General features: G+C 67.1%; 23 protein-coding genes, 1 tRNA gene and 1 pseudogene. 9 read left to right on the top strand and 16 right to left on the bottom strand.

Annotation, left to right across the window (positions count from 1 at the left end):
- Positions 1–552: 552 nt before the first annotated feature.
- The 3 genes and pseudogenes from KHC24_RS05280 to KHC24_RS05270 form a co-directional block, all read right to left on the bottom strand.
- Positions 553–756, bottom strand: a complete 204-nt coding sequence (locus tag KHC24_RS05280; RefSeq protein WP_213360066.1) for a hypothetical protein — start codon at positions 754–756, stop codon at positions 553–555.
- Positions 708–1241, bottom strand: a pseudogene (locus KHC24_RS25615) (autotransporter domain-containing protein); the annotation flags it as partial. The gene KHC24_RS05280 and the pseudogene KHC24_RS25615, both read right to left, overlap by 49 nt.
- 104 nt (positions 1242–1345) lie before the next feature.
- Positions 1346–1711: a hypothetical protein gene (locus KHC24_RS05270; protein ID WP_213360064.1), complete on the bottom strand. Its 366-nt coding sequence runs from the start codon at positions 1709–1711 to the stop codon at positions 1346–1348.
- Between the two features lie 626 nt (positions 1712–2337).
- Here KHC24_RS05270 and KHC24_RS05265 point away from each other — a divergent pair.
- The 3 genes from KHC24_RS05265 (at position 2338) to KHC24_RS05255 (ending at position 3264) form a co-directional block, all read left to right on the top strand.
- A complete protein-coding gene (locus KHC24_RS05265; protein ID WP_213360062.1) occupies positions 2338–2565 on the top strand; it encodes a hypothetical protein in 228 nt (75 codons plus the stop codon).
- Complete coding sequence (locus tag KHC24_RS05260; protein WP_213360059.1) at positions 2562–2885, top strand: hypothetical protein; 324 nt, start codon at positions 2562–2564, stop codon at positions 2883–2885. The genes KHC24_RS05265 and KHC24_RS05260 overlap by 4 nt, the downstream gene beginning before the upstream one ends.
- 136 nt (positions 2886–3021) lie before the next feature.
- Positions 3022–3264, top strand: coding sequence for a hypothetical protein (locus KHC24_RS05255; RefSeq protein ID WP_213360057.1), 243 nt, complete (start codon positions 3022–3024; stop codon positions 3262–3264).
- 13 nt (positions 3265–3277) lie between these two features.
- Here the strand turns inward: KHC24_RS05255 and KHC24_RS05250 are convergent, their stop codons facing one another.
- From KHC24_RS05250 to KHC24_RS05230, 5 genes are all read right to left on the bottom strand, one after another.
- A complete protein-coding gene (locus tag KHC24_RS05250; protein ID WP_213360055.1) occupies positions 3278–3529 on the bottom strand; it encodes a hypothetical protein in 252 nt (83 codons plus the stop codon).
- A 121-nt stretch (positions 3530–3650) separates the two neighbouring features.
- A complete protein-coding gene (locus KHC24_RS05245) occupies positions 3651–4337 on the bottom strand; it encodes an ABC transporter ATP-binding protein (RefSeq protein WP_213360053.1) in 687 nt (228 codons plus the stop codon).
- The gene (locus KHC24_RS05240) at positions 4334–5497 is read right to left on the bottom strand and encodes an ABC transporter permease (RefSeq protein WP_213360050.1); all 1164 of its coding nucleotides are present in this window, start codon (positions 5495–5497) and stop codon (positions 4334–4336) included. The genes KHC24_RS05245 and KHC24_RS05240 overlap by 4 nt, the downstream gene beginning before the upstream one ends.
- On the bottom strand, positions 5494–6702 hold the full coding sequence (locus KHC24_RS05235) for an efflux RND transporter periplasmic adaptor subunit (protein ID WP_213360047.1): 1209 nt from the start codon (positions 6700–6702) through the stop codon (positions 5494–5496). The genes KHC24_RS05240 and KHC24_RS05235 overlap by 4 nt, the downstream gene beginning before the upstream one ends.
- A 37-nt stretch (positions 6703–6739) precedes the next feature.
- A complete protein-coding gene (locus KHC24_RS05230; RefSeq protein WP_213360044.1) occupies positions 6740–6997 on the bottom strand; it encodes a cysteine rich repeat-containing protein in 258 nt (85 codons plus the stop codon).
- A 258-nt stretch (positions 6998–7255) separates the two neighbouring features.
- Between KHC24_RS05230 and KHC24_RS05225 the strand changes: the two genes are divergently transcribed.
- The 3 genes from KHC24_RS05225 (at position 7256) to KHC24_RS05215 (ending at position 9968) form a co-directional block, all read left to right on the top strand.
- Positions 7256–7972 (top strand): response regulator, encoded by a 717-nt coding sequence (locus tag KHC24_RS05225; RefSeq protein WP_213360041.1) that lies wholly within the window; start codon positions 7256–7258, stop codon positions 7970–7972.
- Between the two features lie 14 nt (positions 7973–7986).
- Complete coding sequence (locus KHC24_RS05220; protein ID WP_213360030.1) at positions 7987–9315, top strand: ATP-binding protein; 1329 nt, start codon at positions 7987–7989, stop codon at positions 9313–9315.
- An 83-nt stretch (positions 9316–9398) separates the two neighbouring features.
- Complete coding sequence (locus KHC24_RS05215) at positions 9399–9968, top strand: hypothetical protein (RefSeq protein WP_213360028.1); 570 nt, start codon at positions 9399–9401, stop codon at positions 9966–9968.
- Between the two features lie 88 nt (positions 9969–10056).
- Here the strand turns inward: KHC24_RS05215 and KHC24_RS05210 are convergent, their stop codons facing one another.
- Complete coding sequence (locus KHC24_RS05210) at positions 10057–10701, bottom strand: SH3 domain-containing protein (protein WP_213360025.1); 645 nt, start codon at positions 10699–10701, stop codon at positions 10057–10059.
- 272 nt (positions 10702–10973) lie between these two features.
- Between KHC24_RS05210 and KHC24_RS05205 the strand changes: the two genes are divergently transcribed.
- A complete protein-coding gene (locus tag KHC24_RS05205) occupies positions 10974–11228 on the top strand; it encodes a hypothetical protein (RefSeq protein ID WP_213360023.1) in 255 nt (84 codons plus the stop codon).
- Positions 11229–11668: 440 nt separating this feature from the next.
- Here KHC24_RS05205 and KHC24_RS05200 read toward each other — a convergent pair whose 3' ends face one another.
- The 4 genes from KHC24_RS05200 to KHC24_RS05185 all read right to left on the bottom strand — a co-directional run bounded on the left by KHC24_RS05200 (position 11669) and on the right by KHC24_RS05185 (position 13344).
- Positions 11669–12169 (bottom strand): hypothetical protein, encoded by a 501-nt coding sequence (locus tag KHC24_RS05200; RefSeq protein WP_213360021.1) that lies wholly within the window; start codon positions 12167–12169, stop codon positions 11669–11671.
- Entirely contained in the window at positions 12097–12531 is a 435-nt protein-coding gene (locus KHC24_RS25610) for a DUF4238 domain-containing protein (protein ID WP_213360013.1), read from the bottom strand. The genes KHC24_RS05200 and KHC24_RS25610 overlap by 73 nt, the downstream gene beginning before the upstream one ends.
- 108 nt (positions 12532–12639) lie before the next feature.
- Positions 12640–13092 carry a hypothetical protein gene (locus KHC24_RS05190; RefSeq protein ID WP_213360012.1) on the bottom strand — a complete coding sequence of 151 codons (453 nt, stop codon included), beginning with the start codon at positions 13090–13092 and terminating at the stop codon, positions 12640–12642.
- A 3-nt stretch (positions 13093–13095) separates the two neighbouring features.
- A complete protein-coding gene (locus tag KHC24_RS05185; RefSeq protein WP_213360010.1) occupies positions 13096–13344 on the bottom strand; it encodes a helix-turn-helix domain-containing protein in 249 nt (82 codons plus the stop codon).
- Positions 13345–13452: 108 nt separating this feature from the next.
- On the opposite strand from KHC24_RS05185, the gene KHC24_RS05180 reads away from it, so the two are divergent.
- Positions 13453–13689 (top strand): hypothetical protein, encoded by a 237-nt coding sequence (locus KHC24_RS05180; RefSeq protein ID WP_213360008.1) that lies wholly within the window; start codon positions 13453–13455, stop codon positions 13687–13689.
- Positions 13690–13865: 176 nt separating this feature from the next.
- Here KHC24_RS05180 and KHC24_RS05175 read toward each other — a convergent pair.
- Positions 13866–13939 (bottom strand) — tRNA-Gln (locus KHC24_RS05175).
- Positions 13940–14416: 477 nt separating this feature from the next.
- Between KHC24_RS05175 and KHC24_RS05170 the strand changes: the two genes are divergently transcribed.
- Positions 14417–14623, top strand: a complete 207-nt coding sequence (locus KHC24_RS05170; RefSeq protein ID WP_213360007.1) for a DUF1127 domain-containing protein — start codon at positions 14417–14419, stop codon at positions 14621–14623.
- A gap of 4 nt (positions 14624–14627) precedes the next feature.
- Here the strand turns inward: KHC24_RS05170 and pbpC are convergent, their stop codons facing one another.
- Together pbpC and KHC24_RS05160 are read right to left on the bottom strand one after the other, a co-directional pair.
- Positions 14628–16673: a penicillin-binding protein 1C gene (pbpC, locus tag KHC24_RS05165; protein ID WP_246546151.1), complete on the bottom strand. Its 2046-nt coding sequence runs from the start codon at positions 16671–16673 to the stop codon at positions 14628–14630.
- A gap of 32 nt (positions 16674–16705) precedes the next feature.
- A complete protein-coding gene (locus KHC24_RS05160) occupies positions 16706–22084 on the bottom strand; it encodes an alpha-2-macroglobulin family protein (protein ID WP_213360004.1) in 5379 nt (1792 codons plus the stop codon).
- Positions 22085–22110: the final 26 nt, after the last annotated feature.

Below are 22110 nucleotides of genomic sequence, written 5' to 3'. Positions count from 1 at the left end.
CGGCCGCCGGCACGAAGCGGCTGCACGGCTGAGTTTCATGAGTTGCATGAAATGTAGCATCGACGCAGGCTTGTGCAATGAGCTTGATATCACCGCCGCCTCATTCGGCGCGGCAAAGCCCTGTTCAGCCGCCCATTTCCACAAGGCGCAGGAGTGTAGAGGTCTAGCAGGAGGGGGTATTTTATATAGGAGCCGAGCGGGCCAGTACGTTCAGATAGGAATCATGTGGCCGCAAATGGGCGAGTATGGGTGTGGTGAGAACTGTCCTCCACCTGTTCCCTGTTTCCCCGGAAATCCGGCGATTTCCAGCGCAGCTAGGCCGCGCTCTCCGACGCCAAACGGCTGAAATAACGCCCATTCCAGCAATGTCCACTCGCTCGACCCGTATGATCGAATGCCGTGTCAGCGTACAAAGAACAGGGAACTGTTTTCAGCAAAACAGCGAATTCGGTAGAAGGCTTAGCCCATCTTACCCGAAGCGGACATTTTGACAGTCCGAGGAGGATCAAAAAGCCGTCCAGGCCTTTCGACCGGCTCACCCTGCCGCACCGCTCAGAAGTGATAGGCGAAGCGCAGGCTGGCCCGCTGCCCAACAAACGAGTCGCCGGCCGACAGGGCATATTCCCCCTTCGCCTTAAAACCGTTCTCCGCATAGAAGGTGAGACCGGCCGTGAAATTGCCGACGACCTCGGGCGAGTTCAGACAGGTCAGAAAGGTGCCGTCGGAGGCTCCTGCGCCGACGAAGCTCGATTCCAACACACGCGTGGGAATTGAAGCTCGCCCCGGCGCTCAGGAACGGGCGCAGGATGGCATCGTCGAGGGTGACGCGGCTGCCGATCTCCACTGCGGGCGAGACGATCACGCTGGTATGGTCGCTGCCGTGCACGTCCAGCGCATAATCTGCGCTGCCCTGTTCCCGGTAGCCCGGCGCGTTGGCGTAGACTTAGGTCGAGATCGACCTGGGGGCGGATGTCCCAGCTGGGGAAGGCGAATTCGTAACTGGCCCGCAGCCGGCCGGCGATGAAGGTCATGCTGCTGTCGCTATCGAGCCCCCCCACATCCAGGCCGGTGCCAGGCGGTTGCACCAGACGGCTGTTGTCGTAGCTGCCATACGCAATTGCGAAGGCGCCGGCGAGCAGCCACGGTCCCTCTACGCGCTTCAGCGAGACGCTGCCGTCGATGGAGTAGCCGTCGCCGCTGGAGCCGTTGTCGGTCGACGACCAGCTCCGGCCGGCGCCAAACGAGCCGCCGAGAGGCGTGACTCAAACTAAATGGCCTCCGGTGAAGTCGGGGCGGTTCAACCTCTTCGAGGATCGGCAGGCGCAGCTCGGCCTTCCCGCCCTAATTAATCGACCATGCCGAACGCTACCGCGACATTCGCGAGAAGGCGATGCGCGCCTCGGGGCTTGTCGAGGCCGACTGTGCCCGGCGTGTGCAGACACCCTAGGCGGCCTTCGATCGTTTCCGCGCTGCGGTCGAGAACCTGAAAATCGCCATCGGCAACAAGCTGATGCCGATCGTCACGCAAACCGTCGATACGATGACGACGCTGCTCAAAGGTGGCGAAGAGGGCAAGATCTCGATCTTCCAGAAGATCGGAGCTGCGATCGAAGGTCTTTCCAAGAGGGCTTGGCTTCGCAGGTTTGTCGAACCTTTCTGCGGCGCTTGGCTCGATCGTCGAAATCGTCAGCGGTCTGTCGGAAAACCTCATGGCCGATACAATCGTGATGCAGAATGCCTGCGATCGGCTCGCGAGATGGGAGCTTTGGTTCGGGACTTCGCTGCGGCGTTGAACGAGGTCACGCAGCCGATCCTCACCTTCCTGGGCACGGATTGGGGGCAGATCGGGTCGATCGCCGTGACGATCGGCGGCGCGGCGGTCGGCATCTCGCTCTTCGCGAAGGCCGTGCGCACCGTCGCCTCGGCGCTCTACTTCTTATCGGGCGCGCGGGCGGGTGTGGCGGTCCTGAGCGCCCTTGGCGTCATCAGCGGCAGCGCCGCCGGCGCCGGGGCTGCGGCGGGCGCGGCTGGTGTCGCCGGTGTAGTAGGCAGGAACGGGCTCGGCAAGCTCGCACTCTCGCGCTTCGGGTTGCCGGGCATGGTCGGCGCCGGCCTGTGGGCTGGTGGCGATTGGCTAGGCGACAAGGCTACATGCCGGAGTGGATGCAGAAGACGCCGGGTCGGCTCTAGGAAGAGTCGACTCGGGGCTCGGGCGAGCCGCCGACGGTCTCTACGCCACCGCTCGAACGGAAGCCGGTCAACCTCGATCCGGCTGATTACGAGCGGGCGCAGGAGGAATTCAGGCAGGACCCCGAGGGCGCGCGCGGTCGGGCTCTGATGGACCTGCAATGCCAGTCCGATGCGACCAAGTCCTCGCTCGATGCGGTGAACGCGACGCCGGTGGCACCGCCGGTAGACACCAGCGGGATCGACGAGGCGCAGGCAAAGGTCGATCGCCTCCTCAGCACGGTCATGCGGCTCAACTCGATGGGGATCACCATCCATGCTCCGATCGATTTGGCTCCGAACCTGCGCGCGCTCCACTTTGATTGGGGAGCCGGATGATGCCCCCGCGCCGCCACCCGCGTCGTCATCTTACGCACCCGGATGAGATTGTGCTTCGCCACGTTCATGAAGCCGGGGTGCGATCCGCCTTCCGGGCAGGCGAGCAAGCTGGACGAAGCGACGTCATCGCCGAGGAGCGCGAGCGCGCCCTCGACATCTTCGCGGCCATGCGCAGCCCTGAACTAATGCCGATGGCGCTGAAGATGCCCGAGACCAGCCTGCCGGCAGCGAAGGTGATCGACATTCTCCGCATCGCGGGCAACCCCGCGCCGTCCGCCGAAGCACCCGCCACCCGCTCCGAGGTGTCGCCGCATACTTGATCGTACCTCCACCATCGCGCCGAGCTCCTCGCCTTCGCAGCGCCGCCGGCCTGGGGAGAAATGGACCAAATCCGGAGCCGCGCGGTTCGGATATCTCTGCGGGCTCGGGATGCCGGAGCCGCAGATTGCGGAGATCATGGGCTTCACCAGCGCCGGCGCCGTAGCGAACGCCTGCAAACGGCTCGGCGTGCAGCTCGCCCACCGGCGTGACGGCGATTTCGCCGTTCCGGTTGTCATTGCGAAGGAAGCGCGCCCTGGCCTCGACGAGGAGGCGGCGATACGCCGGATCGACCGCAAGGAACTGGCCGCGCGGCTGCTCAACACGATCGGCGCGCTTGGCGCCGACCATGTCGATGATGTCCTCGACGATATGGACTGATCACCTTGTTGCCTCAAGCTGCCCTATATCCTCCCGCACGGCCCTTCTGAGCATCCGCCGGCGGCTCGGCCTTCAACCGCTTGATCTCGGCCGCCGTGACAGTCTCGCTCTTGGTGGCGTGTGCCTCGACCTCCTGCCGGACACGTTCCGGGGTCGAAGGGACGGCGAGTTCATAAAGGGCGGCGGCAGGCAAAAGCAGAAAGGTTCCTTTTTTGCCGTAGACGTCCGCTGCTCGCATGAAGTTTCGCGCGGTGTCGACGCTCATCCCGAACTCGGCCCTGATCCAGGGCAGGAACATGCCGTGCGGGAGGCGGTCCTCCCGGCGCTTCAGCGCAAGTCCGATCGATGACCACTGATGCTCGATGCCATTGTCCCTTTGGAAGCATCTACTTCTTGATGCGGCCGTCCTCGAACTCCACGATGCGGTCGAACAGATCAACGGAACGGGGATCATGGGTCACAACGGCGACGGCTGTTCCTCGCGTGGTGGCGATACGACGAAACAACTGCATCACCTGACGGCTGCGTGCACTGTCGAGTGCGGCCGTCGGCTCGTCTGCGAGGATCAGCGGCGGGCCGTTCGCTAGGGCGCGCGCCACTGCCACCCGCTGCTGCTCACCCCCGGAAAGCCGCGCGGGCAGGCTGTCGGCACGATGGGCGAGGTCGAGCGCCTCCAGAAGCCGACGAGCGTGATGTCTAGCGTCGGGTGGTGCCACGTCGGCGATTTCGAGGCTGAGGGCGACATTCTCGATCGCCGACAGGAAGGGAATGAGATTGGCGCGCTGGAATACGAAGCCGATCCGTCGGCGGCGCGTCGCGCGCAAGCCGTCGAGATGCACTCCGGCATGGGACACGCGCTGGCCGCCGAGCCATACTTCGCCAGCGCTCGGGCGCTCCAAAAGGCCGGCCAGCATCAGAAAGGTGCTCTTGCCCGAGCCGCTCGGCCCGAAAATGCCGACGAGCTCGCCGGCGGCAATGTCGAAAGACACGCCGTCGAGCGCCCGCACCACCCCGGCGCCGCTGGCATAGTGGCGCGTGAGACCGCGCGCCGAGAGCACCGGCGCGCCGCTCACGACAGCACCTCGCGCGCCTGCACTCGCGAGGCGCGGGCAATGCCGACAAAGGCCGCCACCGCGCATATGACCGCCAGCAGCAGCGCCAGCAGCGCGAGATCGGAGGGCAGCAGGACCACCCGCCGCGGAAACAGCGGGAAGATCAACCTGGACACCCCGATCGCGGCGAGGAAGCCGCCGAAGCCGATCAGCGCCGCCTGCTGGCCGATCATGCCGGCCACCACGCGCTCGCGGGCGCCGATAAGCTTGAGCAGGGCGATCTGGTGCAGCTTCTCGATCGTCATGGTGTAGACGATCAGCGAGACCACCAGCGCGGTGATCAGCAGGATCAGCAGCGTGAAGGCGAGGATCTGCAGGCGCAGCTTCCACAGCCGGGCGTTCAGCATGAGATCGCGCTGTTCGGCGGTGGACAGCACCGCCACGTCGCCCCAGCGCGCGATGGCGGCCCGCACCCGCGCGTGATCGGCCGCCGGATCGAGGCGCACCAGTACGGCGGCGATCTTGCTGTCCTGCGCCACCGAACTGGTGTCGGCAGAGGCCGCGCCGGAGCTCCCATGCGCCGCACGGGCGAGATGGATCTCCTCCGAGGTGCGCCGCTGGGCGATGACGGTTGCATCGTTGATGACGACGAACAGCAGCCCGTCACCGGCCGAATCCACCATGCCCCGGGTGAGCCCGACGATCTCGTAGACGTCTCGGGCGAGCGTCACCCGGTCGCCGATCCTCAACCCGGTGACGGCGTCGGCCACCGCCTCATAGCGTCCGGCGCCGAGCCAACGCCCGGCGATGAGCGTCAGCCAACGTCCATCGTCGGCCGGCACGTCGACGCCGGTGACGGTGGCGCGCCGCATCCGGCCCGCGAAGTCGAATTGCTGGCTGAACTGGCTGAAGCGCCGCACATCGGCGACGCCTGGCACGCCGGCCACCCGCCGGTCGACATCTGCGGCAACGGCGGAGGCCTCCGCGAAGGGACCGGCGCGCTCCCCCTGCACCACCCACAGATCGGCATCGATGCGCTCGATGATCAGCAAGGCGTCCTCGACCACGCCGCGATAGAGCCCGACCATGCCGATCACCGCCGTTAACAGGAAGGCGACGCCGAATGAGGTCAGGGCGAAGCGCGCCGGCGCATGGCAGGCATCCTTGAAGGCGAGATTCATGACGCGTCCCCGACCAGTCGCAGCCGCACCGGCATAAGGGAATAGATGCCGTCGGGCGCCAGCACGACATCGCCCGGCGCGAGCCCCTGGCGGATCTCCACCCGGCCGCCTCCCGTAGCGCCGAGGCCGACCTCGCGCCAGCGCGCCCGCCCGGCGACCGCCAGCCACACACCGGGCCGGCCGTCGTGCCGGGCGATGAAGGCGCTCGAAACCGCAAGCACCTGCCGGTGCGCATCGATCGCGACCGTCGCCATGCCGCGCTGACCGAGCGCCCAGTAATCCGGCAGGGCGTCGAGCGCGATGTCGAGGGTGAATTCCCGCGTCTCCTCGTCGACCTCGCGGCCGAGACGCAGCACGTGACCGGGAATCGGCCGGCTGGCCTGTGCGAAGACCACGGCGGCGGCCTGACCAGGCCGAACCGCCGGAATGGCGCTTTCGTCGAGCCGCGTCGACAGGATGAGGCTCGCCGGATCGACGATGCGCAGCAGTTCCGTCCCCGGCGTCAGCACCTCGCCGGGATGATGCGCGCGGGAGACGACGACGCCGTCGATCGGGGCCCGCAACATGCTGTCCTGCCATTGCGCTTCGGCAACGACGACACGGGCGCGGGCGGCATCGCGCTCAGCCTCGGCCTGCTCGATCGTGCGGTCGGCATGGACGACATCCGCCTCCGCCTGCCGACGCGCCGCCAGGGCATCTTCCAGACCGGCCACGCTCGCCACGCCCTTGGCGATGAGCGCGACCTGCCGCTGATGCGTCGCCCGCGTCTTATCGAGCTGGGCGACGGCGCGGCTGCGGTCGGCCTGCACCGCGCTCACCGCTCGCTCGGAGGCAGCGGCGCTGGCGCGTGCCGCGGCGAGCTCGCCGGACAGATCGTCGAAGGAGACCCGCGCCAGCAGGTCGCCCTTGGCGACATGGTCGTTGCGATCGACGCGGAGCTCTTCGATCCGCCCCTGGATGCGGCTGGCGATGCTCGCCTGCGACAGCGCGTCGAGGGTTCCCGGTCCGCGCAGTTCGATGACGAGGTCGGCGGTACGCACGGTCTCGCCTTGCACCAGGCGAGCGGGGCCGTAGCGCATCGCCGCAAGGGTGGCGACCAGCAGTGCCGCCGCCAGAAGCGCGAGCCGCAGCCGGGCGGGGGAGCGGCGACGCGGCGCCGGCGGCTCCAGCGAGAGGAACTGCTCGGCCTGCGGCTGCGTGTTCATGGCGGCGATGTGGTGGCTGGATCGATGAGCGGTTCGACTACTGCGCCCGCGCGGCCTGGATGCTCGCCAGCGCCTCCTTGCAGGGCTGCGACACCTTCTCCGGATTGGCCTGGATGCATTGCAGCAGCCGGCCGCCGCCGGGCTGCACACCGGGACAGACGGCGCGGATATCCGCCTCGCAGGCAGTGCGCAGAGCCTGCATCTGGCTGCGCGACAGGTTTTGCGCGCCGGCGGCGCTGGTCAGGCCGGCGAAGGCCAGCACGAGGAGGACGCGGGAGACGGGAACGGCGTTCATCATGTGGATCCATGGCTTGGAAGGGAATGGGCTTCGCGATGGAGCCCGCCCTGCTTGGAGGCGGGTGGGTCGGACAGGCCCCATCGCGTGACAGCGGCTGCTGCCGCACCTGAGAAGCCCGAAGCGCTCCCGGTGCACTGCACAACATGCCGGCTGCACTTTGCGCGGGTATCTCGGCGCCGGGGCAATTTGTTTCAGTTTGTTGCAACCGGGCGCCGGCGGCTTGCACGACGGGCGCGAGACTGTCATGCGGAAGAGATGACGACCGACCGATTGCTCCTGGTGGAGGACGACCGCGACATACGCGGCCTGCTGGTCGATTTCCTCGGTGCGGAAGGTTATGGCATCGAGGCGGTCGAGAGCGGGGCGAGCATGGACCGCGCGTTGACGCGCGGCATGCCCGACCTCATCGTCCTCGACATCATGCTGCCGGGCGAGGACGGGCTGTCGATCTGCCGTCGGCTACGCGCCCGCTCGCGGGTACCAATCCTGATGCTGACCGCCAAGCGCGACGACATCGACCGCATCATCGGGCTGGAGATCGGCGCCGACGACTATCTCGGCAAGCCCTTCAATCCGCGCGAATTGCTCGCCCGCATCCGCGCGCTGCTGCGCCGTTCCTCCGGCGCGCTTGCCACCAGCATCCCCGAACGCCGGCGCAAGCGCTTCGGCCGGCTGACCGCCGATCTCGACGCGCGGACCGTCGAGGACGATACCGGCCGGCGCCTTCCCGTTACCACCGCCGAATTCGATCTCCTGAGCTGCTTCCTTGAGCGGCCGGGCCGGGTGCTCTCGCGCGACCAGTTGCTCGACTGGACGCGCGGGCGGGCCGGCGACCCGTTCGACCGCACCATCGATGTCACCATCTCGCGGCTGCGCGGCAAGCTCGCGCAATGCCTGCCAGAGGGGGAACAACCCATCACCACCGTGCGGAATGTGGGTTATCTCTTCTCGGCCGACGTACGCGACGCCTGAGGAGCCGTCCCGCCATGCGCCTCGGCCTCATCGCGCGCATCGTCCTGATCGTCGCCGTGGCACTGTTCGCCATTCAACTCGCCGTGCTGGCCCTCTCCTTCGGCCTCGGCGGCGGGCGCGAGACGGTCGGCCCCGGCTCGCCCGGCCTGCCCTTGCGAATAGCTTCGCTGGTACGGCTGATCGACGGGGCGCCGGCCGGGCTGCGGCCGGCGATCATCGAGGCGTTCAGCGATAATGCCCAGGCCATTTCGATCCTGCCTGCGCTGCCGCCCGACACGGGACGTTCGGCCGATCTCGCGCGCATCGCCCAGGCCATCCGGGCCGCGCTGGCGCTCGGCGGCACGCCGGGCCGCGAGGTAGTCGCCCAGTTCGACGGCAGCGGTGACGGGGAGCCGGGCGACCGGCTCCGCCTCATTGTCCAGCTCGCCTCCGGCGACTATCTGTCGCTCAACGCCGAGGACCGGGTGACGGTGCGCCTGCTTGGCATCCCCATTGGCTTCTTCGCCGGGCTTTTCGGCCTGCTGGTGGCGATCGCCGCCCTCATCGCCGTGGCGCGCGAGATGCGCCCGCTCATCCGCCTCGCCCGCGACGTCGACCGCATCGGCGAGCAGTTCGAGCCGCTGGCGCTCAACGAACGCGGCGCGCCGGAGGTGCGCAGCCTGATCCGCGCCGTCAACGCCATGCAACAGCGCATCGCCAATCTGGTTAAGAATCGCAGCCTGACTCTCGGCGCCATCTCGCACGATTTGCGCACTTATCTCACCCGCTTGCGGCTGCGGGTCGAGATGATGCCGGAGGGGCGCCATCGCGCCGGCGCCATCGCCGATGTCGAGGCGATGCAGGCGTTCGTCGAGGACGCGCTGGACTTCGCCGAGGCGAGCTTCGCCGCCGTGCCGCCGGCCGATTGCGATCTTGCCGGGCTGCTGCGCCGCTACCGCACCGGCAATGGTGAGGCCGGGCGCATCGCGCTCGACCTGCCGGAGGGGCCGGTGACGGTCGCGGTCGACGGCAAGGCGCTGGAGCGCGTCTGCACCAATCTGGTGGAGAACGCCCTCCGCTATGGCGGCGCGGCCTTTCTGCACGTCGAACAGCGGGCGGCATGGGTGGTCCTGACCATCGACGACCCCGGCCCCGGCATTCCCGCCGAGGAGCGCACCCGCGTCTTCGAGCCGTTCTTCCGGCTGGAGGCGTCGCGCAGCCGCGAGAGCGGCGGCGCCGGGCTTGGTCTCACCATCGTCAAGCGGATCGTTGAGCGGCATGGCGGACGCATCGAACTCGGCGATTCCGTCCGCGGCGGCCTGTGCGTGCGGGTCGAGTTGCCCGCGGGCGGCCCAGCCGCCTGAAACAAATCGACACGCCGCCGAGCGATCCGAGAGACAAGCGCCACCTAGCCTCGATGTCTCCTCAACGGCAAGGTATGAATCCTATGAGACGACTTTTCCAGCTGCACGCCGGCCGGCGGATCGCCGCCGCGGTGATTGCCGGCGGCGCCCTGCTCCATCCGGCGACCGGCCGGGCCCAGCCGCTCGACGGCGGCATCGCGATCGAGCCCTATGTCTGCGGCCCGGCGCCGGAGATCGACATCGATGATGGCGCGCTGATGCCCGACCCGCTGGTCGCCCGGCTCATCGCCGGCGCCCTCTTGTCGGCGCAGGAAACCGCGCTCGGCATCCGCCCTGACCAGCTAACGGCCTGGCGCGACTACACCGGCGCGCTGATCGCCATGATCCCCTCCGGCGAGCGCGCCGCCCGCTGGAAGCAGCGCGCGACGCGCGAGGCGGCCGGGGCCTTCGACCTCGCCGGAGACGTGGCGGCCGCCGCCATCGAACGGGCCGAAGCCGCGAAGCGGCTGCAGGCGGCCATCGTGGCGCTCAAGACGGCGCTGACGCCGGAGCAACTGCGCGCCGCGCAGCAGATACAGGCGCGGCTCGTTGAGCGCCTGATCGGCTTCCTGGAATGGCGGCACGGGGCGGGCGCGGACGGCCACGCGCTCTAGCGTGACGGCGCGTTAAAAAAGAAGGGCCGGGAGCTGTCTCCCGGCCCTTCCGCTTGTGTGGAGCATGCTCAGAAAGGATCGTACGGCGTCAGCGGTGAAAGCTTCGGGTTGCCGAGCAGCCCTGCCCGGCCGTGCAGCTGCGCGTGCGGGTGGCGCCGGCGCCATAGGGCCCGGTCGTGTTGCGGGTGGCTGTACAGGAACCGTCAGCGCAGCTGCGGGTCTGCGTGGTCGAGCCGCCATACACGCCGGTGGCGCTGCGCGTGCCGGTACAACTGCCATCGGCACAGTTCACCGACCGGCTGTGCGAAGTGACGACCGGCGTCGCATAAGGCCGGTAGACCGGCGGCGGGTAGGCCGCCCAGCGGCCATACCAGGGATAGGCGGTGTAGTAGCGGTCCCAATAGGCTCGGTTGAAGGTGACGACGGTGACGCCCACGGCCGGAGCGATCGGTGGGGCAAGCACCACCGGGGCGCCGCGATAGACCACCTGGACATAGCTTGCCGCGACCCAGCCGCGATACGGCCCGAAGCCGATGTCGCACCATGTATAGCCAGCGAGACAGCCGAAGGCGGTGATGGCACCGCCGGCTGGCACCACGGTGATGGCGGGATAGGCCGTCGAGGGGCCGGCCCGCAAATTGACATTGGTCACCGCAACGGCCGCCGTGGCCGCGACGCTGACGGAGCTGCCGGCAAGGAGTAGCGCGCCGGCCAAAAGCATATTCTTCAACATGGCAAGTCCCCATGAACCGCGCGGGCTGCGCGGAACTATGCTCCGGGCGACGTTGGGGACCGCTCCTCGCACCAATATTGCCGAGATGTGTCGTTTTGTGTCGGGCCTCAATACGATCGTTGTGCCGACGGCGACGGCAATCAGTCCGTCCGCCTGTTCCTCAGTTGCTCCCTCCAGTCTCATAAAACGAGTATTTCGAGTGTTAGCTGTTTATCTGCCCGAATCCTCATGGCTGGAGAGAGCATCCGAAACGGTTGCCGGAGGCCACCACCATGAGCAACACCAAGCAGACGCCCAGATCTGAGCCAGTCGACGCGACGATGTCAGACGGCTGGATTCTCCACGACGGATCGGGCTGCCCGGTCGATGCCGATGCGTTCGTCGTCGTGCGGTTCCGCAGCGGCCGGGAAGACCTTGGCTTGGCGCGCGCCAGATCTTGGGCGGATCATGAACAGGACCGCTGGGTTGAAGACGAAAGCGACACGGTGATCGTCGCGTATCGGATCGTCCGGCCCGAGGGCCGCTGAGATGGCCCGCCCGCATGCGCCTCGTCCCAGAAGAGACGTCCGCCAACCGCTTCCACTTCCCTACCGGCGGCGACTGGCGCGATGTGCCGAAGCCGTCCTCCCGCGCCGAACAGGTGCTTCGCGCTGTGGTTGGGCTGGTCGCTGCCGGAAGCGGATTGCGCCTGGTGCGGGCGCACCCACTATCTCCTTCGCGATGAGCAGAAGTTCTGCAGCCAGCGATGCTGCGCGGCCGCCAAGAGCGCGCGGGCCACGAAGAAATTCAGGGCCGAGCTCGCCGCCACGCTTCGTTGCGTCGATTGCGGCGGCTCGATCCCGAATCTGACGATGCGGCGCTGCAACCGCTGTCCCGCCTGCAATCGAGTGCATTGGCGGCAATACCGCATGGCCTATAATCGAAACCACACGGTCCTGTGGAGGATGCTCCGTAGACTGCGCCGGGCCTATCCCCGGTGCAGCCCGCAATGACGCTTGATCGAGTTCACTAGCGCCAGAGACGTTGAGGCAAATTCTGTACTCCGTCGAGCAACAACGATGTTGTAATCGCGAACATGCTTTTCTGTTAACTGTACGATGATTTGTTGAAATTCACTACCTGCGAACGCCAATACAATATTTGGATGGATAGGTAGCCATGCCTCAACCATAGGATCATTGAGCTCTTTAGAGGCACCCGTTGGAATTATTTTCAGCACTGGATGACTGGCAACAATAAAGGCTTTATTGGGCGGCGTTAAGCCAAAATACAGGCCCTTGCCGAGTAGTGCCCCCACGACTTTCTTGCTTGCAGAAGACAGAGAACGAACGCGAGCGGACTGTCGAAATCGCCTTACCGCCTGAACGTTAAAAAAATGACCCCTCTCTTTTTGCGTCAATGGTCGGAAATCGGCCTCAAACTGTGAGATTTCTCCTTTGATTGCGGCAAAACTTTCCTCGATTCCCATGATCTGTTCGTGAAAATCTGGAACACGTCGCCATTGCTGATAGAGAAAAATGCAAGTGCCTCACGTTCCCGTTGGCGGAGATTGGGGTAATTTCGCGATAATATTGACGGCACAAGTAAATCAAGGAATGGAGAAATAATTCCTTCCATCTCCCCAAACGCCTTTTCAAGAGTAATATCCCGTTCATCGTCTGATTTCTGTAGGGCATACAGGTGGTTTTGGCAGAATACGTTCCCAATATGCATAGGAGCTACATCGACACGATGACGACTGAAATGATGGAATTTCTCATCACTGTCAGCAAAGCGCCTCAGCAACATTTGCGGTACAAAATGGTGCTTTTTCGGACCCCCGTCCGCCATGAATCAGTCTCACGAAACTTCACTGGAGGGTCGAAATTACCAAACAGATCTAAGCGAAGAAACTATGCGCCGCTCTGAGGGGTGTTGCGGGGATACTGGGGGAACACACTATTTGAACACTGCCGCAACCACGAGGCTGACGACGCTGATGATGATCGCGATCCATGATAGCCAGGGCTTCGCGAAGGTCTCCACCTCGACGGCGGTTTCCCTCCGGAGGTGCTTGTGTCCTTCGTCGGTGAGAACCCATTCGCCGTACCGAGAGCGTTCCCAGTAATGGTCTCCTTCGTGCCCATAGGGACGCGGGGGTATGGGAACGCCCCAGCGACGCGCTGTCCGAATGCGCTGTCGCGTCTCGATACCGAAAAGCTCTTCCAGATAGGGCTCGCTCTCTGCCTGGAGACCCGCCGCAAGCGATTCATAGGCATCGGAACCCGGCCGGCCTGCGGCCTTCAAATCGGGCTCATAGAGCGCATCGAGCCGATCCAGTTCGTCGAGCAGTTGCTCTCGCCTCGTCCGATCGTCCCGCCACTGATCGATTAATTTCCAGAGCCGTCCCATTCGTCAGGCTTCTTTGCGGAGCCGAACACCCGGCCCGCCCTGGACGACCTCCCCGTCGCCCTGGAACACAACACCCGCGGCCTCAAGGGCTGCGATCAGCTTATCGCGGGTCGCCGCGTACCCTCCGATCTCGCCGTCGCGTAGCTCCAGCCGGGCAATAGTGGGCTTTGACACTCCGGATTGCTCCGCAAGCTTGTCTTGCGACCAGCCCAGCAAGGCGCGAGCGGCACGAAGTTGGGATGCATCGAGCATGAGTTGATAACTTTGATATTGACTTAGCCGACGATTAAGTCGATATCATTGATATCATCTTAACGCTCTCGGAGCAAAGCACATGTCGCGCCGGCAAACGCCGGTGGCATGCCTATCCTCCCCCTTGAACAGCGGATCCATGCCGCGGTTGCCGAGATCAAGGCGGCTCCCGCGGAGCTCTACCCGGTCGATCGATTCCCATCGATCTCGATCACAAGCGATGTTCGCTTGAGACCGGAGACAGGCGGCGTCGCCGTCGGCGCTATCTTCGCGCCCACGCTTCGGGCGCGGCTGGTCTATGAGGATTGCCGATTTCCGAAGGAAGACACGGTGCTTCTGCCTTGAGCGCCAGACGATTCCCGTGTCGCGTCATGTTGCATTTCATGTCGCGTGGACTCGCCGCATGCCATCGGAAACCGTTGGAAATCAAGGAAAGCGATTTGCAACAAGACGCGACATGAAGGCACCAATTTGCGGCGCCTCGCCTCGATCAACTTATTGATTTTGCTTGATTAATCGGTTGGCTGGGGGACCTGGATTCGAACCAGGACTAACGGAGTCAGAGTCCGCAGTTCTACCGTTAAACTATCCCCCACCAAGCTCCTGAGGACAAACGCCTTTTCGGCACCGTCCCAAGATCGGCAGTCGGCTGTGCAAGCCGTCCGGCGAACGGAGGGGCATATAGCGCTTCCCGCCGCGCCGGTCTACCCCCTCTCGAACAAAGTCGCCAATTGTCCCGGAAACAGTGAGAGGCACCCTCCCGTTCCGGGCGGATGACAATCGAGCCTTGTGCTCGCCTTTCAATTCCGGCCCGCAATGGCCGCGCCTGACGCATGACAAATCCTCATGCGGCATACGCGAAAGATGCATGACTCCAAGATTAGACGGTTTTAAATTACCTTTTTATGGCTTCCGTCACCTATTCGGCGGCTTTCGACGTGGTTTGTAGCCCGTCCACATCACGCAGCGGCATGCGCCCTGCTCAGTGCTGTCATGCAGCATGCCGCCTTCTGCATCGCACCAAAGCCTCTATATTCCCTGGCATACAGAATGCCTTTAACAGGAGGCTCCCATGAGCACCGTGTCGCTTTCCCGTCATACCTCTCCGGACTTCTTCTCTCGCGTCGTCGAGTCGGTTGCTGCCTTCTTCGAGGCGGTTGGCGAAGGTCGTCGTATAGCGCAGCGTTATGAAGCCCTGTCGCGCCTGTCCGACGTCGCTCTCGCCCGCCGCGGCCTGACCCGTCAGGACATCGCCCGCGCCGCCGTTGCCGGTCGCTGAACTACTAGCGGCTCACACGCAGGCGAATGGATACGCTGTCGGATAAACCGGCAGCGTCCATAACCGTCAGCCGGACAAAGCCCTCGCGGGCCGGCTGCCACAGGAAGACCCCGGCGGCATCAGTTATGCCGGCAGGTACGCCGTCGATCAACACACTCAGCACCTCCCCGCCGCGCGCCTTCAGGGCGACCGGATCCGATGGCTCGATATCGAGCGTCGCTCCCGGTGGTGGGAAGGCGATACGTGGTCCGCTTGCCGTCCCGGTAGGGGCGTCACCGTCGCGGAAACGGCGCAATGGCGGCGGCAGCTCGTTGTTCTTAGCCATCAGCGCATCTCGCGGAGGCGGCAACAGCGGCGCAGGACGCGACGCCAGCCGGGCGAAAGCGTCGAACAGCAATGGCGCCGCCCTCTCCCGTCCGATCATGCCCGGCACCGGCTGGCCATCCGGCCGACCGATCCACACGGCTACCGTGCGGCGCCCGTCGAACCCGACCGACCAGGCATCGCGATAGCCGAAAGACGTACCGGTCTTGAAGGCGATCAGGCCACCGCGCACATTGCGGGGCGGCGGGGCGCCAGAGAGTGCCTGAGCCAGGTACCAGCTGGCAACCGGCGACAAAATCCTTCTTCTTTCAATACCTTGCTGCACCACCGCGTCGTCCAGTCGCCGGCTAGGGGGATGCGCGACGCCGCCATTGCCGATGGCGGCATAAAGGGCGGCGAGGCCTTCGAGAGTCACTCCGGCGCCCCCCAGACCGACCGCCAACCCCGGCACGTCTCCCGGCGGCAACCGCAATTCGGTGCCTGCGGCGTCCAGCCGGCTGGCAAGCCGCTGCGGCCCCACCGCCTGCAGCAGCGCCACTGCCGGCACGTTGAGCGACATTTGCAGCGCCCGCTTCACCGAGACCACGCCTTGATAGTCGAGATCGAAATTGCGCGGTCGATAGGCGCCGAAACGCATCGGCCGATCCTCGATCAGCGTCTCGGGATGAACAAGACCGTCCTCGAAAGCCATTCCATAAATCAAGGGCTTAAGCGTCGATCCAGGCGAGCGCAGGGCGCGCGTCAGATCAACGGCGCCGGCGCGCGCGCGGTTTTGCCGATCGCTGCCGCTGACCCGCGCCAGGACCTCGCCGGAGGCATTGTCGATGACGACCATGGCCAGCGACACGCCGGGCTCCAGTGTCGCGGCACGTTCGGCGGCAAGCGCCTCCAGCCGCTCCTGCACGGCCGCCTCGATGGCGAGCCGGTGGACAGGGGCGGCAGGACGTTCGCGGCGTGCCGCCTCCGCGGCGTGAAAGGCCAGGCTCGGCAGTTCGCGGCGCCTCTCGGGGAGATCGGCGGCAAGGGCGAAACGCGCTTCCGGGCCACCGAATAGGCCAGCCTTTTCAAGGCGCTCGATGACACGGCGCCGGCCGGAGCCGGCAGCCGAAGCCTGCCTATCGGGACGGCGGGCCTCCGGCGCCTGCGGTAGCGCGACCAACAGGGCGGCCTCGGCGAGCGACAAGCGGCGCGGCTCCTTGCCGAAATAGGCGAGACTGGCGGCCCGCACGCCTTCGAGATTGCCGCCAAACGGCGCCAAAGTCATGTAAAGCTTCAGGATTTCGGCCTTGCTGAACCGCGCTTCCAGCTCAATGGCACGGCGCATTTCCGCGAGTTTCGCCTTTAGAGTCCGGTCCGGTCGCGGCTCCAGCAGGCGGGCGACCTGCATGGTCAGGGTCGAGCCGCCCGAGACGATGCGGCCATGGCTGACGAATTGCCAGGCGGCGCGCAGGAGCGCCAGCGGATCGACCCCGCTATGATCGTAAAAGCGCTTGTCTTCATAAGCGATTAGCATGTCGATATAACGCCGGTCCACAAGGGATGGATCGGCGGCGAGGCGCCAGCGGCCGTCCGGCAAAGCGAAGGGGCGCAGCAGCCTGCCGTCGCGGTCCAGCACTTCGACCGAGGTAGCGATGGCCGGCAGCGGCGGCGCCGCCGCACGGACGCCGGCCAGCCAAGCATATGATCCGGCAGCGAAAATCACGCCCGCGAGCACGCCGCCGGCCATGCAGCGCTGCCACAGCGGGCGTGGATTTTCGCTCACCGTCCACGCTCCGTCACCACCGAAGTACCGGCCCCGGTGCGGGCAAAGCGGCCGGGGCGGTACATATCCTCCACCGTCGCCGGCGGGTGGGCGTATGTGCCCGGCGAGACGGCGCGGACAATATAGGCAACGCGCAAAAGCTTTGATTCTTCAGAGGCTTGGGTGCGATCGAACGCCGCCATGAAATGGGTGTCGCGGAACTCGGCATGGGCGGCTTCGGTGGTTTCGCCCAGCCAGGACAAGGCGCCGGCATCCGAACCCACCGCCAGAGCGGGATTGTCGATCTCGAAACCGGCGGGGAGCCAGTCGACGAGCAGCACCTGCGAGGGGGCGTATTCGTCCTCCTGCGCCTCCAAAACCACAACAAGACTTTGATTTTGTTGAACCTTCGATGGGTCGGCCGGGTTGCCGGCGAGGTCGAAATAGGAGCGTTTGAGCGCGAAGCCGCTGGCGGCGGCGGGCTCGGGACTGGATGGCGGGCCGTCGATGGAGACGGCAACATCGACCGGCGCCGAACCGCGATTGGTCAGTATGGTGCGGTGTGCAGTGAGTGCAGATGGCTCGAAAATCCGTTCGAACAGGCCGGAATGCGCCGAACCGTCGATGTCGAGGCTGACGCCCCTGCCCTCGCGGGCGGCGCGGGCGGCCAGCAGCAGCCAGGCATCCTCCTGCGTCGAGGTCGGTCCCGATTCATTTCCGAGGGTCACCGCGCGGGCGCGGGCGGTGCGCGCCGTGCCGGGGAAGCCGCCCTCGGCGGCGAGCGTCGCCACGCCGGCGGCGTCGCGCAGCTGCGAGCCGAAATCGGCGCGGCCGAGCAGGTCGGCCTCCGGTTGCGCCGGCAGCAGCTCCAGCGCGGCGGCGAAAGCCTTCTCCGCCCGCCCCTTGTCGCCGAGCAGGCCGAGGGCGGCGGCAATGTTGCCGCGGGCGAAGGGCGAGGACACGTCTGCCATCTTGGCATCGGCGACGTAGCGCAGGTCGCCGAGCGGGGCGCGGCCGTTGCGGGCCAGCACATAGATCGCATAGGCGGTGCCGTCATCGGTGGCGCCGTCGCCGGCATAGGACAGCGCGTTGCGCAGCCGGTCGAGCGCCAGGCGGAACGGCACCTCGGGCACCGCGAAGCCGCGCTCGCGGGCGCGGGTCAGGAAATCGCTGACATAGGCATCGAGAAACAGGTCGTTGCCGCCGGCCTGCCACAGGCCGAAGGAGCCGTCCGACCCCTGCCGGGCAACCAGCCGGGCGATGGCGTCGCGAATGGTCTTGTCGGGATCGTTCTTCAGATCGAGACCCTTGGCCAGCTCGGCGGCATAGAGCAGCGGCATGGCGCGGCTGGTGAGCTGCTCGGAACAGGCGAAGGGATAGCGGTCGAGCGCCACCATCAGCGCCGGCACGTCGAAGGCGGGATCGCCGCCGGCCGAGACCGTCACCCGGCCGGTGCCGGGCACCAGATCGGCGACGAGATCGCCGCTCAGCGTCAGCGAGGCACCGGGAGCCAGCGCGGTCACGCTGCGGCGGCTGATCGACGGGTAGGCGGGGCGAACCTCCAGCGCATAGTCGCGCACCACGCCGAGGCCGTCCGGACCGCCGAGGCGGACGGAGACCTTGGCCGGGCCGATACCGGTGCCTTCCAGCGGCACTTGCAGGCTCTGGCGGGCGCCCTGGGCGAGCGTGACGCGCGCTGGGGCGGCGCCGAACTTCACCGGCCCCTCGGTCACCAGCGACAGGGTGTAGTCGCCGGCCGGGCCATCGACATTGTCGAGGGCGAGGTTCAGCGTCGAGCGGTCGCCGGCGCCGAGGAAGCGCGGCAGGGTGGTGGTGGCGACCACGGGATCGCGGATGACGACATCCCTGTCGCCATGGCCGACCGCCTCACCGGACCACGCCACCGCCATCAGCTTGCCGGTGCCGTCGAAGGCGGGGACGGCGAAATCGATGGTCGCCCTGCCCTGCCCGTCCAGCTTCACCGGGCCGGAGAACAAGGCCAGCGGCGGTTGGGTGGGCGGGTCGGCCTGCAAGCCGCCATCCATGGCGTCGCCGCCGGAGCGCAGCCGGCCGCGCGCGCCCTGCATGCCGTCGATCAGCTGGCCGTAGAAATCGCGCACCTGCGTCCCGAGCTGGCGCTGGCCGAGATAGAAGCCGTCCGGATCCGGCGTCTTGAAACCGGTGAGATTGAGGATGCCGACATCGACGAGGGCGAGGGTGACATAAGCCTCGCCGGCGCCCGCCCCCTTCACTTCGACCGGCACCGACAGCGTGGTTTCCGGGCGGATGCGCTCGGGGGCGGCCAGTGCCACTTCCAGCACCCGCTTCGCGCGGTCGACGCCGAACCAGGCGAGGCCGATGGCGCGGCCGGGATTGCGGCCGGCGGCGACGTCGAGCGGGCGGTGCAGGAAGGCGAGCGCATAGGCGCCGGGCGCCCAGTTCGCCGCAACATCGAAGGTGACGGTCGAATCGCCGGCCGGCACGTCGAGCGTCCTCATTGCCAGCACGCCGTCGCCGACGATCAGTACCGTCGCCGAGCCGGCCGTGCGGCTGGCCATGTGGACGTTGAGCTTGTCGCCCGCGGCATAGAGCGGCTTGTCGAGGGTGAGATCGAGCCGATCCGGCGCGTCGGCGGTGGCGCCGCCGCCCCAGCCGGCCTCGAAGCCGACGGCGGTGGAGAGGCGGGTGGCCCCGGCACCGGAGGTGACCTCCAGCCGGTAGCGGCCCCATTCGACCGGCACTTCCAGCCGGCGCGGCTGGTCGGCGGCGAGGTCCAGCGTGCCGTCGGCGACCTTGCGGGTCGCCTGCACCGGCTCGAAGTCCCAGCTATTGCCGACCCGGTACCATTGATAGCGATTCTCGATGCGGTAGAGCGTCCAGGCGACGCCAGCCGCCGGCTGCTGCTTGCCACCGGCGTCGATGAAGGCGACCTCGACGGCGGCGCTGGTGCCCTCGGCGGGGCCGGAACCGCTCCACAGCGGCTTGACGCCGAGACCGGAGCCGGCGGGCGCCACCGGCAAGGTGAGCGAGCGCCGGATGGCGCGGCCGCCGCCCTCGTCCAGCTCGACGAAGATCTCGGCCTCCAGCGGTTGGCCGGTGGCCGGCGCGGAAGGCAGGACGGCCGCGAGGCTCGCCTTGCCGGCGGCATCGGTGACGCGGGCCTCCGGCAGCGGCTCGCGCTGGGCGGTGAAGCCGTCATCGGCGCGGCCGAAGCGCCAGCCGGGCCAGCCGGCGCGCTCCTTGGCGACCTTCAGCTCGATCTCGCCGGAAACGTCGAGCCCGGTGGCCGGCGGGCCGAACAGCCAGCGCCCCAGCACATCGACGGTGATCGGCGTGCCGGGGGCGATCTGCTTCGCCGTAGTCGAGAGCTCGAGGGCGAGCCGCTCGGGGACGTAATCCTCCACCAGGAAGGTGGTCGAGCCGACCGGAGCGCCGCGCGGGTCGACATAGGCGTCGACCCGCCAGGTGCCGGTCATGGCGCCGGCCATCAGCTCGAAGGCCGTCGCCCGGCCGCCGGCGCCCTGATCGTCGACAAGGGCGCGGCGGTCCTCGACGCCATCCGGGCGCTTCAGCACCAGCGTCAGCGGCACGCCGGCCACCGCCGCCACCTGCGGATTGCGCAGCAGCGCGGTGAGGTGGACGGTCTCGCCGGAGCGGTAGACGCCGCGCTCGGCGGTAAGGAAGGCATCCATGCGGCCGGGCGCGGCGCGGCCGCCGACGCCGCGATCGGTCAGGTCGAAGGCCTGGTCCTCCAGCGACAGGAAGGCGTAGTCGTCCGCCTCCCCCCGCGCGACGACGACGGCCGGGGCGAAGCCCTCGGTGCCGCGGGTGATGGCGGCATCGAACAGCGCGGCGCCGTTGGCGTCGGTGCGGGCGGTGGCGAGCAGCTCATTGGACTTGGCCAGCAGGCGGATCTCGGCATTGGCCACCGGCCTGGCGGAGCCGAGCGCGCGCACCAGCACGTGCAGGCCGTCCGAGCCGGACAGCGCGGTCATGCCGAGATCGGAGACGACGAACCACTGCGCCGAGCGGGTGGCGTAGTCGTCATCCGGATTGGCGGCGTCGCCGCCCGGCCGGGCGGCAAGCACATAGACGCCGGGCTTGAGCGTGCCCACCGCCTCGTCGACCGGGAAGGCGGTGGTGGTGTCCTCGTTGAGCGGCGAGGCGGTTTCCAGCTCGCCGGAGAACACCAGCTCGGCCTGCCCGTCCTTCAGCTGCGACAAATCGTAGGAGCCGAGGTCGCGGCGGAAATCGCCGTCGAGCGCGGTGGGAATCAGCGAGCGGTCACTGACGCGCAGCACCTCCACCGCGACGCGGGAGGTGTTCACCGTCACCACCGGGATGGAGCGCGGGCCGGTGCGCGGCAGCACATAGGCCCGGCCGGTGAAGCGCACGCCGGGCTTGCGGTCGCGTACGTAAATGGTGAGGTCGGCGGCCTTCTGCAGCTTTTCCGCCGCGATCACCGAGGGCAGGCCGGCGCGGATGGTGAGACCATAGGCCTCGCCATGGCGCAGCCCCTCGACGCAGAGCTGCTGGCCATCCACCGACACCGCCGGCTTGTCGACGGCGCCGCCGGGACCGGACAAGGCGACGAAGGAGGCGAAATCGACCGGCCCCTTGGCCAGCTCCTCGGAGAACTGCACGCAGGCACGCGGATTCGCCGCCTCCGAATCGACGGTGTAGTCGAGCATGCGGAAGCCCTGCTCGGCGCGCAGGCTATCGTAATAGCTGCGCTCGGCCGGCACGTCGCGCACAACGAGGGCGAGGTTCAGCGTGTCGAGGGCGGCCCGCCAGAGCGAGCGCTCGGCATAGAGATGGCCGATGGCGTAGAGGGCGTCGGCCTGCTGGTTGCGGGTGGTCGCCCGGCGATAGGCGAGGAAGGCGGCAGCCGTCGCGCGATCGAGGAAGGTGTCGGCGCTCTCGTCATTGTTCGGCTTGATCTTCGCCAGCGCCCGCGAGAGCCGCATCCACAGGCCGGAATCGTCCGGCGCAAGGCGGACCAGCCGGGCATAGAGATCGGCGGCGCTGCGGGCATCGCCGGCCTGCAGGGCGGCATCGGCGTCGCGGCGCAGCTGGGCGGCCGGCTTTTCCAGCGGCGCCCGGTTGCGATCGACCAGCGCCTGGAGGCGGCGGGCGGATTCGACGAGATCGGGGCGGCTATAGGTTTTCGGCAGCGCCGGCTCGGCGGCGGGCTGGGCAGCGGCCGGCTGGCTGACGGCGGGTTTGGCCGGCGCGGTCACCGGGGCGGTTGCCGGTGCGGTCACTGGAGACTTGGGAAGCGGCGCCGGGGGCTTGGGCGGGGCACCCTGAGCGAGGGCGGCGCCGGCAAGAAAGGCGAGGACGAGCGGCGCGGCGAAGGCCCGCACCAGGGTTGCGGGACGAACGGCAGCGGACATCTCAACTCTCCCCGGGGGACGCTTCC

The sequence above is a fragment of the Ancylobacter defluvii genome, from assembly GCF_018390605.1.
Taxonomy (GTDB): Bacteria; Pseudomonadota; Alphaproteobacteria; order Rhizobiales; family Xanthobacteraceae; genus Ancylobacter; species Ancylobacter defluvii.
The sequence above is the reverse complement of the archived record's forward strand: the minus strand, read 5'-3'. Positions and strand labels throughout refer to the sequence as shown.